At 44.3% G+C, this 16,372-nt stretch carries 13 protein-coding genes; 5 read left to right on the forward strand and 8 right to left on the reverse strand.

The features are described from left to right. Positions 1-4: 4 nt before the first annotated feature. On the reverse strand, positions 5-1,156 hold the full coding sequence (locus ONE56_RS00440; RefSeq protein WP_423840048.1) for a sugar diacid recognition domain-containing protein: 1,152 nt from the start codon (positions 1,154-1,156) through the stop codon (positions 5-7). Between the two features lie 654 nt (positions 1,157-1,810). After that, on the reverse strand, positions 1,811-2,488 hold the full coding sequence (yihA, locus tag ONE56_RS00445; protein ID WP_331437280.1) for a ribosome biogenesis GTP-binding protein YihA/YsxC: 678 nt from the start codon (positions 2,486-2,488) through the stop codon (positions 1,811-1,813). 159 nt (positions 2,489-2,647) lie between these two features. Here yihA and ONE56_RS00450 point away from each other — a divergent pair, with 159 nt between their 5' ends. The 5 genes from ONE56_RS00450 (at position 2,648) to hemN (ending at position 7,305) form a co-directional block, all read left to right on the forward strand. Further along, positions 2,648-3,265, forward strand: a complete 618-nt coding sequence (locus tag ONE56_RS00450) for a c-type cytochrome (RefSeq protein WP_041155746.1) — start codon at positions 2,648-2,650, stop codon at positions 3,263-3,265. Between the two features lie 788 nt (positions 3,266-4,053). Further along, positions 4,054-4,692, forward strand: a complete 639-nt coding sequence (locus ONE56_RS00455; RefSeq protein WP_331437279.1) for a class I SAM-dependent methyltransferase — start codon at positions 4,054-4,056, stop codon at positions 4,690-4,692. Next, positions 4,692-5,234 (forward strand): Der GTPase-activating protein YihI, encoded by a 543-nt coding sequence (yihI, locus tag ONE56_RS00460; protein ID WP_331437278.1) that lies wholly within the window; start codon positions 4,692-4,694, stop codon positions 5,232-5,234. Before ONE56_RS00455 ends, yihI begins: the two co-directional genes overlap by 1 nt. Positions 5,235-5,241: 7 nt before the next feature. Then, positions 5,242-5,730, forward strand: coding sequence for a DUF2489 domain-containing protein (locus ONE56_RS00465; protein ID WP_041155750.1), 489 nt, complete (start codon positions 5,242-5,244; stop codon positions 5,728-5,730). A gap of 183 nt (positions 5,731-5,913) precedes the next feature. Continuing rightward, a complete protein-coding gene (gene hemN / locus ONE56_RS00470) occupies positions 5,914-7,305 on the forward strand; it encodes an oxygen-independent coproporphyrinogen III oxidase (RefSeq protein WP_041155751.1) in 1,392 nt (463 codons plus the stop codon). Between the two features lie 73 nt (positions 7,306-7,378). Here hemN and add read toward each other — a convergent pair whose 3' ends face one another. From add to glnA, 6 genes are all read right to left on the reverse strand, one after another. Next, on the reverse strand, positions 7,379-8,383 hold the full coding sequence (add, locus tag ONE56_RS00475) for an adenosine deaminase (RefSeq protein WP_423840049.1): 1,005 nt from the start codon (positions 8,381-8,383) through the stop codon (positions 7,379-7,381). Between the two features lie 174 nt (positions 8,384-8,557). Next, positions 8,558-11,104: an EAL domain-containing protein gene (locus tag ONE56_RS00480; protein WP_423840050.1), complete on the reverse strand. Its 2,547-nt coding sequence runs from the start codon at positions 11,102-11,104 to the stop codon at positions 8,558-8,560. Positions 11,105-11,275: 171 nt separating this feature from the next. Then, positions 11,276-12,679: a nitrogen regulation protein NR(I) gene (gene glnG, locus ONE56_RS00485; RefSeq protein WP_041155753.1), complete on the reverse strand. Its 1,404-nt coding sequence runs from the start codon at positions 12,677-12,679 to the stop codon at positions 11,276-11,278. 58 nt (positions 12,680-12,737) lie between these two features. After that, entirely contained in the window at positions 12,738-13,784 is a 1,047-nt protein-coding gene (gene glnL, locus ONE56_RS00490) for a nitrogen regulation protein NR(II) (protein ID WP_128814666.1), read from the reverse strand. A 131-nt stretch (positions 13,785-13,915) separates the two neighbouring features. Continuing rightward, a complete protein-coding gene (locus tag ONE56_RS00495; RefSeq protein WP_331437275.1) occupies positions 13,916-14,497 on the reverse strand; it encodes a DUF4124 domain-containing protein in 582 nt (193 codons plus the stop codon). Positions 14,498-14,718: 221 nt separating this feature from the next. Then, positions 14,719-16,128 carry a glutamate--ammonia ligase gene (gene glnA, locus ONE56_RS00500; RefSeq protein ID WP_041155755.1) on the reverse strand — a complete coding sequence of 470 codons (1,410 nt, stop codon included), beginning with the start codon at positions 16,126-16,128 and terminating at the stop codon, positions 14,719-14,721. Positions 16,129-16,372 lie beyond the last annotated feature (244 nt).

The following is a 16,372-nucleotide window of genomic DNA, read 5'->3' on the forward strand; positions in this document are numbered from 1 at the left end:
TCGACTAGTTTTTATCAAAAAGCGTGATAGCCAAGTAAAGCTGTAATTTGTCATTTAAGTTATTGATTTTTAATGATGTAATTTGTTCGGTTTTTTCTAGTCGGTATCTGAGGGTATTTCTATGAATATGCAGAGTTTGGCAGGTCTGACATGCGTCACAATTTTGGATAAAATACTCACTAACTGTGCGGATTAATACTCCCTTAGTGTCATATTTTTTCAATAAGTCATAAGGTTGGCGCAATTGTTCCGCTTTCCATGGCTCTTCTAGGATAGAACTCATCAAACCGGGCAGTTTATGATCTTGATAAAAGAACACCTCACCCGGTTGATTACGAATCAACTGCATAGTCAATTGCGCCGTTTCATAAGATTTAGTTAAACCATCAACGCCTGAAAAGTACTCACCTAGAGCGATTTTTATCGAGAAGTTACTGAGTTTTTTCACCCGTCTTAACAACTGATTTATTCGCTTGGTCTCTACTTGCTTTGACCAGCCATCGTCTGTAAGAGAAATCGGTTTAAGAACCACAACTTCGTTTTTAGACACCGAAAGAATACCCACTAAGTTATCTCGCTCTGGGTATTCCAATAAATGCACCAGTTGTTGTAGATGCTCTAAAGAGAACGTGTGATTTTTATCGGGGATGACTTTGACTACCGCGGCTATTCTGGGCTGAGTTAAATCGAGTCCGAGCCTTTCTGCGATCGTGGTGAGCTGGTTATCATTAAGTCTCGCACCTCGGATTAACTGTAATACCAGCTCTTCACGATGGCGTTTATTCCACTCGACTTGGGACATCAACGCCGCTTGCTCAACGATCAGTTCTGCCGTCATTTTCACTAACTCGCCATAGTGGCGTATTTGGTCTGGATTCCCAGAAATACCAATGACACCAATGATTCGTTCGAGATAGATAATAGGGAAGTTGATGCCAGGTTTGACGCCTTTAAGATGTAGAGCGGTTGCTTCATCAATGTCCACCACACGACACTCATTAATAGCAAGCACGGCTCCTTCGTGTTTTTGATGTAGTCGAGTTCGATCGCCTGAACCAATGATTCTTCCTTTATCATCCATGACGTTGATAGAGTGAGGAATGATTTTCATTGTTCGTTTGACTATCTGATTGGCGATGGCCTCATTCAACTGCATGTGAAATCCTATAGAGATTTATCTGTAGAGTAGTAGAACAATCATTGCATTCCCAAAGCACTTTGTCGCTACTGTAGATTCGATATCAAAGGGAAAGCCATTATCTGGGTCAAAGCCATATGGTTTGATAGGGTGATTAGAGAAGAATATGATTGCTAGTTTACCGATAGAGGGCTGCTCGGCACAATATGACGAACGTACGCTCAAATATCTACTTTTTGTCCAAGAGCGTTAGGTAGTATCGTCTGTAAATTTATTACAATCACACTATGGTTTATTCTCGAAAGAAACTAAGTTAGCTAAAAACATAAATGGTACTCTTGTAACCGTATGAATATAAATGTTTTTAGTGCATATTGATGAAAGAAGGGAACAGTAGGAATACGCGATGGACGTTTTTTATGCTATTGAAATGATGCAAAAGTTAGGTAATGCTTATTCAGCATAATAATAACGACTACTACTATTTCTCTCCCGTTATCCCCGCCAGGAAGGTGGGGATTTTTATTATCTGTCGTCTAGGTTGTGAATAGTCGCTTAAGAAGTGAAACATAGAAGATAATGACTGTTGAATAAATGGGAAGTCTCGGACGTATAAACAAAAGCCCCACCAAATGGCAGGGCTAGCGCAGAAAATTTAACATTTTTTGTTAATTAATCTTCATGATTTGAGTGCGGTGCTAACTCTGGTGGGGTTACCAATTCGTCCTCTTCCATAAGGTGTGTCAATGCTGGCGCAAACCAAGTGTCCAGTTTGGCGCGCAACTGATCGACTCCTAAGCCCTTGAGAGAAGAGAAAACGTCTACAGCAACATCGCCACCGAATGTTTCCACTTGCTTACGGATTTTTAATAAAGTTTGCTTACGAGCACCACTTTTGAGTTTATCTGCTTTAGTCAGCAGAACTTGTACAGGAATGTGGCTATCGATTGCCCAGAAAATCATTTGTTGGTCGAGATCTTTCATTGGATGGCGAATGTCCATTAAGACCACCAAGCCCTTAAGGCATTGGCGTTTCTGTAGGTATTCACCGAGAGATTTCTGCCATTTGTTTTTCATCTCGATAGGGACTTGAGCAAAACCGTACCCTGGCAAGTCGACGATGTGGCAACCGTCTTCAACTTTGAATAAGTTGATCAATTGGGTACGACCAGGCGTCTTAGATGTCTTGGCTAAACTTTTTTGGTTAGTTAGACGATTAAGTGCGCTCGATTTACCCGCGTTTGAGCGTCCTGCAAACGCAATTTCGACACCTTCGTCCTCAGGTAAATGACGAATATCGGGTGCACTAGTGATGAAATGCGTGTTTTGGTAATGAATTTTTACGCTCACTGTTAACTCCATCTCGACTTTGTGTAGTCGATTGATTACTTTTTTGTGAAATTGTGTAAAATAACCGTGCTCGGCATAAGGTCGCCTATTGTACCATGAGTGTACACGGTATGTTCATATTCCGTGGTACTGGAAGCTTGATAATTATAATGGAATGTCATGAAGAAATTAGCGCTAATTTTGAGTCTTTTAGCCAGCTGCTCAGTATGGGCCCAAGGTAGTATTGAGGCTGGTAAAGCAAAATCACAAACTTGTGTTGCCTGCCACGGTGCAGACGGCAACAGTCTAATGGATATGTATCCGAAGCTTGCTGGTCAGCACGCTAAATATCTCGAGAAGCAGTTACAAGAGCTCAAGCTTGGGATGACCAGTGGAGGTAAGCAAGGTCGTTATGATCCCGTTATGAGTGGCATGGCAATGCCACTTACTGATGAGGATATTGCGGACCTTTCTGCATACTATTCTTCTCTACCAATTTCAGAAAACTCCACTCCTGAAGACGTAGTTGCTAAAGGTAAAGTACTGTATACCGCTGGGGATGCAGAGCGTGGTATCACCGCATGTATTGCCTGCCATGGTGCGCGAGGTAATGGTACCGAACTGTCAGGCTTCCCTAAGATTTCTGGTCAGCACGCGGCTTACGTCAAAGCTCAGTTGGAAAAATTCCGCGATGGAAGTCGTAATAACGACATGAACGGTATGATGCGTGATATCGCGAAGAAACTGACAGATGACGATATTGAAATTCTGTCGAAATACGTAGGTGGTCTGCACTAACAGACCCATTGTTCGAGCAAATGATACACAATGCCTCAGCACATTCGCTGAGGCATTTTTTTTGTGATGTCCATCACTTTGGATACGGAGGCTCACTGAGGCAGATTACGTCGCTGTTTGTAAGACATTTACCATGTATGCTGTCATATTCTTCTGAAGTGAAAAGCTAACATTCTGATTTGTAATTCTTTTCTTTTTCTTACGTAAAATGCGTCCAGATTTTTGTTTCAGGTCGCTTGTGAGCTCCAATAGTTGGCGTAAAGTACAAAGTGTTCGCAAGAAGTGAGCGTAAGGATTTTAGACCATGGCTTAGGTCTACATGGAAGCAAGCAGGAAGCTTGTTGAGTAAAAATGGATTTCGGCGGGCAAGGAGCCTGCTGGATAGGGATGATCATCTCGTCTGACGGTTAAGACAGTGAAAGGGACCCGGCATAGGAAGTTGCCCAGAACACAGGAAGTGAAAGGATAGCCAAAATTCATCAGGGAGATGAAAAACAATAGATTTGGCAGGGAAAGCTCGAAAAACAAAAGGACTCTTGATGCACCAATATTGTGCAGAAAAAATTTCGCCACTCGGGTGGCTTTAGAAAGCGACAGTTTATCTGTCGCTTTTTTTATTGCTCTGATTTTGATTAATGGAGTCGGTCATCGGTGGCAACTCGTGGACAGAGAGTTTATACCACCCAGAATCGTTTTTTTTAACAAAAACTGATGAAAAAATACTCAGCAACACTCCAATCTGCGTCCAGTTTCTGGTATGTTTCGCATCCCTGTTTGAGGAAGTCAGCATGTATACCTGTCCTTTATGCCACAATCAGCGTATTCATCACTATCATGAAGATAAGCAACGTGAGTATCTTCAATGTGAGCAATGCCATTTGGTGTTTGTCCATCCAGATCAACGTTTGGATGCGCAAACGGAAAAAGCTCACTATGATCTGCATGAAAACAATCCGGAGGATGTGGGGTACCGGCGTTTTTTATCGCGTATTGCTGACCCAATCTCAGAGCGAATTTCACCTCAATCGAAGGGTATCGACTTTGGTTGTGGCCCAGGCCCAACGCTGTCTCTAATCTTAGAAGAAGCGGGGCACAACATGGCGTTGTACGATCTTTATTATCATCCGGATACGTCCGTGTTAGATAAGCAGTATGACTTCATGACAGCAACAGAGGTGATTGAGCACCTCTACCACCCAGATATGGTGTGGAAACAATGGTTGAATTTAGTTAAGCCGGGGGGCTGGATAGGCCTGATGACGAAAATGGTCATCGATGTAGAGGCTTTTAAATCATGGCATTATAAGAACGACCCAACGCATGTGGTGTTCTTTAGTCGTGAAACGTTTCAGTTCCTAGCAGAGCGGGATAAGCTCGAACTTGAATTTATTGGAAATGATGTAATTTTACTGAGGAAGACCCAGTAATGAGCCGTAGTAAAAAATCTAGAAAACCGGGTGCCGCAGGCGCACCTGAGCCTTTTGTTACTCGTAACCGCACAGAGTCTGATGTGGAAGGTCGCTTACGCAAGCGTGCTAAAAAGCGTAAAGGCCTGAAGACGGGTAACCGCAATTCAGAAGCTAATGAGCAGAAGAAACACGCAGCAGCACAGAATCGTGATCCACGCTTGGGGAGCAAGAAAAAAATCCCATTAGTTGTTGAACCAGTGAAAAAGATGAGCAAGCAAGAGCGCCGTCTTTCTAAGGAACAAGAGCTAGAGATGCTGGAAAATGATGCGCAGTTAAACGTGTTACTGGATCGTATTGAAGCGGGTGAAAACTTAGGCACCGGTCTGCAGAAGTACGTTGATGAGAAACTCGATCGCATTGAAAAGCTCATGGATCAGTTGGGTCTATTAGAACCCGAGGAAGAGGAGGACTTCACTGCGCCTTCTGAAAAGTCGTCTCGTAATGACGATGATCTTCTCGCTGACTTTGACGATATCAACTTCGACGACTACAAAGGATAATCAATCGATGAATGTAACCTTATTAGTCTGCGTGGGTGTGGTGATCATAATCGCGCTCGCTTCTTATGCAGGTTACCTTCTGCTTCAATTGAAAAAGCAAAAGGAATTGCAGTTGAAACACAAGAAATTGGCGATCGAAAAACGTAACGCCAACATCTTTGAGAACGTGCATACCTTGTGTCAGGCTGGCATTCAAGGCCAATGTGATTTATCGGAAATCAGCATTCGTGTTTACAACATCATGGACTATGTCCAAGGTGAAGAACGTGTGGATTTTGATAAAACATACCCTGCAATTTCTGAGCTTTACCATATCGTAAAAGACATGGCCCGTGGTGATGATCGTCAACACTTGGCAAAGAAAGAGCGTATGCAACAAAATTTGACCCGTCATAAAGCGGAAAGCCGCCTAACTGATGCGATCATTGAAGAGCTGAAAGTGTTGCAGAAAAACGTCAAGCCATTGAACAATCAAATCAATATTCAGATGATCTAATTCATCCCCCCTATGATGTCCATGACTTAAGTAGGGGGATCGTGATCACGCTAACAGATCTTAGGTTTTATAATTAAAAAGCGAAAAGGTATTGCACCTGCGCTTACCGTCGTATGGCAAAATAAGGCTCTGAGTATTGGGTAACGACTCGCGTTACCTCATTCATTTTACGGAAGTACCACCATGTCTAATCAACATACTGAGTCGAAACAGCAAATCGTCTGGGATCAAGCGGTATTGGATAAGTATAACTACTCTGGTCCTCGCTATACATCGTATCCCACAGCGCTTGAATTTCATGAAGCATTTACCATTTCTGACTATGACATGGCGTGCTCTCAGTATCCTGAGCGTCCACTTTCTTTGTACGTTCACATTCCGTTCTGTCATAAGCTTTGTTACTACTGCGGTTGCAACAAAGTCATTACGCGTCATTCACACAAAGCCGATGAATATCTTGATGTGCTTGAGCTTGAGATTCGTCAGCGAGCGTCCTTGCTAAGCGGTAGAACCGTGACTCAATTGCACTTTGGTGGTGGTACACCGACTTTCTTATCAGAAAAACAGATTACACGTGTGATGGATCTGCTGCGCCAAGAGTTTTCGTTTAGCTCAGATGCGGAGATCAGCATTGAAGTCGATCCACGCGAAATCGAGATGACGATGCTGGATCATTTGCGTGGTGAAGGCTTTAACCGATTAAGTATCGGCGTTCAGGACTTCAATAAAGAAGTGCAGCAACTGGTTAACCGAGATCAAGACGAAGATTTTATTGTTGCGATGGTGGCACGTGCGAAAGCGCTAGGCTTCCGTTCGACGAACCTTGATTTAATCTATGGTTTACCAAAGCAGACCCAAGCGTCATTTGCTCATACACTTAATAAAGTCTTGGAAATGCAGCCAGGTCGTTTATCGGTATTTAACTACGCACACATGCCACAATTGTTTGCCGCGCAACGTAAGATCAAAGATGATGATTTGCCGAAAGCTGAAGAAAAGATGGCGATTTTGCAAGACACCATCGCAACGTTAACCAACGCGGGTTATCAGTTTATTGGTATGGATCATTTCGCCAAACCAGATGATGAACTGGCGGTTGCACAGCGAGAAGGCGTACTGCATCGTAATTTTCAGGGTTATACCACTCAAGGTCAGTGTGACCTCGTTGGTTTTGGTGTGTCGGCGATTTCAATGATTGGTGATGCTTACGCGCAGAACCAAAAAGAGTTGAAAAAGTACTACGCACAGGTCGATGAACTCCGCCACGCGATCTGGAAAGGGGTCACGTTAGACAGCGATGATTTATTGCGCCGTGAAGTCATTAAGCAGTTGATCTGTAATTTTAAACTGGACAAACATGCGATCGAATCGTCGTTTAATGTCACCTTTAATCAATACTTCAAAGAAGATTTAGCGCTGCTGAAAACCTTTATTGATGATGAATTGGTGCAAGTCGATGACAGAGAAATACGCGTTACGTTGCGTGGTCGTTTATTGATTCGTAACATCTGTATGTGTTTTGATAAGTACCTCCGAGCAAAAGCTCGTCAGCAGCAGTTTTCTCGAGTGATTTAATCACAACGGTTGTGGCTGAAAGCTAAATGAAAAATGCCAGCAAATGCTGGCATTTTTCATATTTTAGCTGTGATTATACGCGATCTTTCACTTTTTCTTTCAGTGCGATTTTTTCGTCATCTGATAGAAATGCCAGTTCAAGGCCGTTGATTTGCGCCTGACGGATTTGTTCTTGACTCAGCCCCGCAGTTGGTGCTGCAACTTCATATTCGTAAGGCAGTTCAATACCTTCAACCGCAGGGTCATCGGTATTGAGACAAGCGAGTACACCGTGATCTAAGAACTGTTTTAGTGGGTGATTTGCAAGAGATTCAATCGTACTGGTTTGAATGTTGGACGTAAGACAGGACTCAATGCCAATGCGGTGTTTTGCTAAATAATCCATTAGTTTTGGATCTTCAATCGCTTTAACACCGTGACCGATACGCGTTGCGCCTAGTTCATTAATTGCTTGCCACATACTTTCCGCACCTGCGGCTTCTCCCGCATGTACTGTGACGTTTAACCCTGCATCACGCACTTGCTTAAAGTGAGATACGAAGCGTTCGCCTGGTTGTCCTAGTTCATCACCGGCCAAGTCAATGGCAACGATATATTCTTTTTGGCTCAATATGCCATCCAACTCTTGTTGACAGGCCTCAGTACCAAATGTGCGACTCATAATTCCTATTAGGTTCGTTTTTACGCCAAAGTCTCGCATACCCGCTTGAACACCATCGACGACGGCTTCGACAACACCTGCGACAGGTAATTTGTGCTTCATTGCCATATAGTAAGGAGAAAATCGCAGTTCAGCGTAATCGATTTGTGCATTGAGCGCATCTTCCACATTTTCATACGCAACGCGGCGACACGCATCTAGATCGCCCAATACCGCCACGCCCCAGTCGAGCTTAGAAAGAAAAGCGACAAGAGAAGGTTCAGCTTCGACAATTTGAACGTGTGGGGTTAAAGACTCGACATCGTACGCGGGTAGAGCAACGCCAAACTTTTGGCCTAGATCAAGAATCGTTTGAGTGCGAATGTTACCGTCAAGATGGCGGTGCAAATCTGTAAGGGGAAGGTTCTTAGTTATCATTGTGTTGATATCCGGCTAATTGTGAACGAGAAGTGGCCCAAACATCATCCGTGGCAATAGTTGGGGTAAAACCAATTCCAATAGGTATATGACAGGAATTGGTATAAGTATAAATAACAGTGAGGTCGGTTGTCAGTAGTAAGTGGTGAGCAAACCAGCACTTCACGGTCTTTTTTACTTCTTGTTAACCATATATGTTGACCACTCTTTATATGGCATCGGACGGCTGTAATAGAATCCTTGAGCCTGATGACAACCCAATGAAATCAACAGTTGCTCTTGTGCTTTCGTTTCCACACCTTCTGCCACTACGTTGATGTTGAGCTCTTTGGTGATATTGAGTACTGCTGCAACGATCGATCTATCTAAGTTTTCGGTGGTCAATTGATTGATGAATGTTCGGTCGATCTTTAAACAGGTAAATGGCAATGAATGTAGGTAACAGAGTGAAGAGTAGCCTGTTCCAAAATCATCAATAGCAATGCTGATGCCCATATCGCGTAATGTGTTTATGTTAGTCAATGTCGTGGCGGCACTATCGACGATACGTGACTCAGTAATTTCTAAAGTAAGGTTGCTTGCCGATAGATGCGTGTCTTGAAGTACCGTCTTCACGCTTGGAATAAACTCCGGGCAAGAGAGCTGCTGGACAGAGACATTTACATGCAGTTGAAAATCGTTGGCACAATCGCCGTTCTCGATGGATTGATATATGTCGCGGCAAGCTTGAAATAGAATTTGCTGGCCTATGGTTTTGATCGTGCCGTTTTCTTCTGCAATAGGAATAAAGTCTAACGGAGAAATTGTGTCAGAGTTACTGTGCCACCGCGCTAATGCTTCGGTGCCGCATACTTTTCCAGTGTTCAAATTGATGATCGGCTGGTAATAAGGAACAAACTCGTTTTGTTCAATTCCAGCTTGTATTTTGGTCTTCATTTTAGTTCGATGTTTAGACGCACAGGTTAAATCCGGGCTGTAATTACAGACGCCATTGTGCGTTTTCTTTTTGGCGTAATTGAGGGCGACACTGGCATTGCGCAACCAGAGGGGCATGCCATCTCTCGGCTGCGCCTTTACGATACCAATGGAAGTATTAGCGACAACCTGCTCTCCTTCGAGCATGAATGGTACCTCGAACAGTTGCTGTATTTGATGTATGAATTGTTGAACTTCATGATCGCTGTGTATGTTTGCAGCAAACAAAGCGAACTCATCCCCGCCAACTCGGGCGAGCAAGGTGTTTTTATCAAACTGCTGTTTTAATCTTTCAGTAATGCTGAGAAGCAGTTGATCGCCGTTATAGTGGCCAACACTGTCATTAATATCCCTAAACTTGTTGATTCCCAGTAAAAATAACGTGCCATGAGTGAACTTTGGTTGTCGGGTACTGATCTCAATTAGACCTTGTCGACTGTATAGGTGAGTGAGAGGGTCATAAAGTAATTGAGCACGTAATGCTTTGAATGAGGCATTAAGGTTATTCACCATTTCATTGAATGTTTGTACTAGAACCGCGGTTTCATACACATTCCCAGTTTGGGGAATATTGGACGTCCACACTCCTTTTGCTAGGTGTAAGGCGGCATCAGCAGTGGTATTAATGGGGCGAACCACGCGATTAATCACGAACCAACAGATAAGAACGCCAACCATAGCGATGATGATACCAAGTATCCAACTGTTTTGTTGACTAGGTAGGAGAGCTCCGAGTAAATCGGTTTCTGATACGGAAGTGCCGATAAACCACGTCATGCCATTTGGCGCTCGGTAAGGGGTGAGTCGGTTAAAAACACGCTGACCATTGTATTCAAACTCAAAGGAATGCGTGCGGTTGTCATGATAAAGATCGAATGAGCGAGAATGCTGTGCACTTAACTTGATGATTGGGTCGTTGCTCTCAGAGACAAATAAGCGTTGGCCTTTAGTCGTGAATTGGGTACCTGGAGAAACAATACTTTCAGCGCTTGACTGGGCAACCAGTCGATGTGTTCGATCCATAATGAAAAATGACGCTTTGGTTGAGCGTTTCAAATCGTGCAGAAAATCGCTTAAGGCTTTGACTTTTAAATCGCTGACCAACACTCCGGAAAATTGTTGGTGGGCATACACGGGAGACACAACGGATAGACTGATTTCACGTTGGCTATCGGCGTTGATGTACAGATCTGACCATACAGTTTGTTGCTTGTTTTCTGCCGCTAGATACCAAGGACGAGTACGTGGGTCATACGAATTGAATGTGTGGCTGATATTCGAACTGGCGTAGTTTGTTTCGTAAATGATCAGGTTGTCATTGGTGAATTGGTCTTTTTGCATCAAACTATATTCGTTTGAGCTATTGCGACGAAAACCGACGAATTGACCACTCTTCGCACCAAAAGCAAGGACATCCAATTGTGGGATAGAGTGGTAGAGGTTTTTGAATGCACTCAACAAGTAGGTTTTGACGCTTTCGAGATCTTGGGAGTCGGTAAGCCCGTGATAGCTTACGTTGTGGGCCAGTGCCATGACGGCGGTAAATGGCTTGCGCAAGAATTCATTTAGACGGTTGTGTACGTTGTCTGATAGTACCGAGAGTCGCCGATCACTGAGATCGGTTACTGCCTCTTGATAGTTCTGCTTTTGGACATAAATAATCACACCGATAGTCAGCAGGAAAGTCATCACAAAGGGGACGAGTAAAGCGGTACGCAGTGTCATGCGGGGAAGATTTTTCAACATGTCCTAATCGCAGTAAAAGTGGAAATTGATCATGATAATGACCACTTTGTTAATAATAGCTGGTAGTCACAGCGTTTCTGTTAACTTCTTCGAATTTTTAATTGTGGGGGGGGGGGTTATTCAAACAGCCTCAAGATGTGCATTTTCACTTATTGAGGCTGTTTAGAGGCGTTAGTACAACTCTTTCAGTTTTCTTGTTAGCGTATTTCTTCCCCATCCTAATACTTTGGCGGCATCTTGTTTGTGACCTTTAGTGTGTTCTAGGGCAGCTTCCAATAAAATACGCTCAAATTCCGGTAATGCATAAGAAAGGAGTTCTTTATCTCCCGCAGCAAGCGATTGACGTGCCCAATCCGCCAATTGTTCTTGCCAGCTGCCTTGAGTAGATTCGGACACGTTTTTCTTTTCTTGCAGCAGTTCGGAAGGTAAGTCATTGGGCAATACTTCACTGCCACTGGCCATGACGGTCAACCAACGACAGATATTTTCTAGTTGACGTACGTTACCTGGCCAGTCCAGTCGATTGAGAATTTCCACCGTCGATGGGTGTAGCGTTTTGGTTTCGACACCCAGTTCGTCGGCTGCTCTAACCAAAAAGTGTTGTGTCAATTTTTCAATGTCTTGCTTGCGTTCACGCAGCGCTGGTATTTGTACTCGAATCACGTTTAGACGGTGAAATAAATCCTCCCGAAAATCGCCTTCGTGCACCAACCGTTCTAAATTTTGGTGGGTGGCGGCAACGATACGGACATCGACATTTATTGGTGAGTGACCGCCGACGCGATAGAATTGGCCATCAGCCAATACACGTAACAGACGAGTTTGGATATCCAAGGGCATATCACCGATTTCATCTAAAAATAGTGTGCCGCCATTGGCTTGTTCGAATCGGCCTTGACGAACATTGTTCGCTCCCGTAAATGCCCCTTTTTCATGCCCAAACAGTTCTGATTCAATCAAATCTTTAGGTATAGCGGCCATATTCAAAGCAATAAATGGTTTATTCGCTCGCGGGCTATGACGATGTAAGGCATGAGCAACCAGCTCTTTACCTGTGCCTGATTCGCCGTTAATCAATACCGAGATTGAAGAGCGAGATAGGCGTCCAATCGCACGAAAGACCTCTTGCATAGCCGGTGCTTCACCAATGATCTCTGGGGTTTCGGTCGGAATGTCGTCTGACGCTAGCTGCTCACGCTTGTTCTCGTGGCTATGTGCAATGGCACGTTCCACTAAGGTTAGAGTTTCATCAATATCAAAGGGTTTGGGTAAGTACTCAAATGCCCCTTTCTGGTAAGCGTTGACGGCAGCGTCTAAATCCGAGTGTGCAGTCATAATAATGACTGGGAGATCCGGGTAGTTGCTTTGCACTTGTTTGAGCAGTTCCAAACCATCAATTCCTGGCATACGAATATCCGAAACCAGAACATCGGGTACTTCACGTTCTAATGCCATTAATACGCTTTCCCCGTCAGCGTATGTCTCGCATTTTATGTTGGCTGATGAGAGGGTCTTTTCCATTACCCATCGAATTGAACTGTCGTCATCAACGACCCAAACGTATCCTTTACTCATGTACTATTCCTTGCAGCAAAGCCGTGTACCTGACGTAGCGTTGAAGACTATCAACCTGTCAGATCGGCAAATAAATTGTAAATGTGGTGTGGCCAGGCCAGCTTTCAACGTCGATTTTGCCGTTATGCTGGTCGATCAAATTCTGTGAAATAGACAGCCCTAGTCCGGTGCCTCCCTCTCGGCCACTAACCATGGGGTAGAACAGCGTGTCTTGTAATTCTGGTGGAATGCCGGGACCGTTATCGGTTATTTCAACCCGAGCGGCTAATTTACAGCGTTTACCATGGATATTTGCTTGATGCACCGTTCTGGTGCGAACTGTGATTTTGCCATGCTCTTGGTGGGAAAGAATCTGTGCTGCATTGCTGACGATATTCAACATCGCTTGTTCTATTTGATCAGCATCCATCAATATCTCGGGCAGGCTTGGATCGTAGTCACGTTCAATGATGATAGAATGCTGAGATTCCAGTTCGACCAACTGGCGTACTTTTTCCAACACTTGATGCAGGTTTTCCTGCGTTTTTTTGCCTGGCTTTTGGGGGCCAAGTAAACGGTCCACTAACGCGCGTAAACGATCAGCTTGCTCAATGATGATGTGGGTATATTCGGTCAATGATGGTTCGGGCAGCATTTTTTCTAACAGTTGGGCTGCCCCCCGAAGTCCCCCAAGCGGGTTTTTTATCTCATGCGCTAAGCCGCGTACGAGTAATTTTGCGGCTTGTTGTTGGGCGTGCTGATTTAGCTCCTGCGTTAATCGACGTTGTTGATCGATTTTTCTCATTTCGACCAATAACATAAGCTGACCTTCCCAAGTAATTGGGCTCACGGTCACTTCCAGCATCAAAGGACGACCATCAACCACAAACGTAACATCACTGTCCGTAATGCTCTGACCGCTCTGTAGCGGTTGGGTCAGCAAGGCTAAATCTAACGATGCATGCTGGATCAATTGTGATAACGATTGTTCGATAATTCGTTTGGCACTTTGTGAGAACAACAACTCAGCAGCGGGATTGGCATAACGTATCGCCAATCCATCATCGAGAATCAGCGTCGCTGTTACCATGTTGTTGAGTATGGCACTGGGGAGATTAGTATCCACATGACGTCCTTGTTTTGCGTTAAGATTGTGCATTGCACAATAATGGTGCGCCTGAACGTTAAGTATGGCTAATGTCCCTGAGAATAAAAAGTGAAAAGCGCCATCATAATGCTATTTTCCACCCATTTATCCTAGTTTGCCCCGTTTGCGGTCGGCTTAACGCTCGCTCTATGTAAATGCACCGTTATAGGGCTAGTAGATGCAATAAGCTTGCCGCTTCTCTTGGCTTGGACAGAAAGTGTGTGGGTACCGCGATCGATATTTTTTAACTGCCAAGTAAAGCGGTTTTGTGGTGCGCCATAGGGTGATCCGTCAAGTAACAACTGTAGTTGTTCACCAATACCAAGTTTTCGATTAGCTTCTAACTGTATGTTGATCAACCCGCGGCTACTGCGTATTGTTTCGTCGTGTGTAGGGGTGAGCATGGTAAGTTGCAACGCTGGTGGTTGTTCACTTTCTTGTTGCGCTTCCGGCTTGGGTTCGCTCAATGTGTTAGTGTCTAGTGAGAGCGACTCTGTGCTTTCTACTTCAGGAGCGGGGGCGGCCGCTTCGAGGTCGGGTAGCGCAATGGCTTTAGACCTTTGATTTGGCGTATCGCTGAAATGGATGACACCATTTTCATCTTCCCATGTATAAGCGATTTGTGTCGATGCGGTGGACGCATAAAGCAGTCCACTGAGCGCGCACAGAGACGTCATAAGCTGAACTTTCATTGCTCACCTTCTTTTGATCGATGATTTCACGTTTCGGTTGCTGAGATCTTGGTGATTGTTCAAACCTGCGGTGATGGTGATTGGCCACCAGGAATCTGAGCGTATTTTTGTTATCCCTCCATGTTAAACGGCTCTTGTTTACTGACGAATACAAAAAAGGCCCGCCTGCGAGGCGAGCCTAATATTTTGTTACTGTGTTTACATTTTACACAGTAGTAACCTTATACAGAGTAGTAAAGCTCGAACTCAACTGGGTGAGTTGTCATGTTTACTTTCTCGACGTCCTGAGCTTTAAGTGCGATGTAAGAATCGATAAAGTCGTCAGAGAATACGCCGCCTGCTGTTAGGAACTCACGGTCAGCATCTAGTTCTGCTAGTGCATCTTTTAGTGAGTATGCAACCGTTGGGATTTCTGCTGCTTCTTCCGCTGGTAGATCGTAAAGGTCTTTGTCCATTGCTTCGCCTGGGTGGATCTTGTTCTTGATACCGTCAAGACCAGCCATCAGCATTGATGCAAATGCTAGGTATGGGTTAGCTGCTGGGTCACCAAAACGAACTTCGATACGACGTGCTTTAGGGCTTGGTACCACTGGGATACGGATAGAAGCGCTGCGGTTACGTGCAGAGTAAGCTAGCATAACTGGTGCTTCGAAGCCTGGTACAAGACGCTTGTACGAGTTAGTTGCTGGGTTAGCAAATGCGTTGATTGCGCGAGCGTGCTTAATGATACCGCCGATGTAGTAAAGTGCAGTTTCAGAAAGACCGCCGTACTTATCGCCAGCAAATAGGTTTACACCGTCTTTCGCTAGTGATTGGTGAACGTGCATACCTGAGCCGTTGTCGCCAACAAGTGGTTTAGGCATGAATGTCGCTGTCTTACCGAATGCGTGTGCAACGTTGTGAACAACGTACTTGTAGATTTGGATTTCGTCAGCTTTAGTTGTTAGTGTGTTGAAGCGTGTTGCGATCTCGTTTTGACCCGCAGTTGCCACTTCGTGGTGGTGTGCTTCAACAACAAGACCCATTTCTTCCATGATTAGACACATAGCAGAACGGATGTCTTGAGATGAATCGACTGGAGCAACCGGGAAGTAGCCGCCTTTAACGCCAGGACGGTGACCTTTGTTGCCTTCTTCGTAGTCAGAACCTGTGTTCCATGCTGCTTCTACGTCATCGATCTTGAAGAAAGAGCCTGACATGTCAGTTGAGAACTTAACGTCATCGAATAGGAAGAACTCTGGCTCAGGACCGATAAGTACGGTATCAGCAATGCCTGTAGAGCGCATGAAGTCTTCAGCGCGTTTTGCGATAGAGCGTGGGTCACGATCGTAGCCTTGCATAGTTGCAGGCTCTAGGATGTCACAACGAACATTTAGCGTTGCGTCTTCCGTGAATGGGTCAAGAACGGCAGAAGATGCGTCTGGCATCATTACCATGTCTGATTCGTTGATACCTTTCCAGCCAGCAACTGATGAACCATCGAACATTTTACCTTCTTCGAAGAAGTCTGCGTCGATTTGGTGAGCAGGAATCGAAATGTGCTGCTCTTTACCTTTAGTATCAGTGAAGCGTAGGTCAACAAACTTTACTTCGTTTTCTTGGATCAGCGATAAAACGTTTTCTACTGACATCTTGGATAACCTCCAGTGTTAAATAAGCGGTGAAAGCTCAATTCATGAAATATTCATTAAACTTGGCATTGATTAATCAAATTATTTTTCATTAACCGATACTGTTTTTGATAAAGCTAAAACCGTGCCAAAAAAATTATTCCATTAATTTCAAGGAATTGTGTTTTTTAATGCTAGTTTGGTGCAAACGTTTGCACCAAAATGATCTGAGCTTGCACTAAAATGGTGCGATTGCTTTGTTGTT

It is taken from the genome of Vibrio mytili, from assembly GCF_049563345.1.
In the GTDB taxonomy this organism is placed as follows: domain Bacteria; phylum Pseudomonadota; class Gammaproteobacteria; order Enterobacterales; family Vibrionaceae; genus Vibrio; species Vibrio mytili.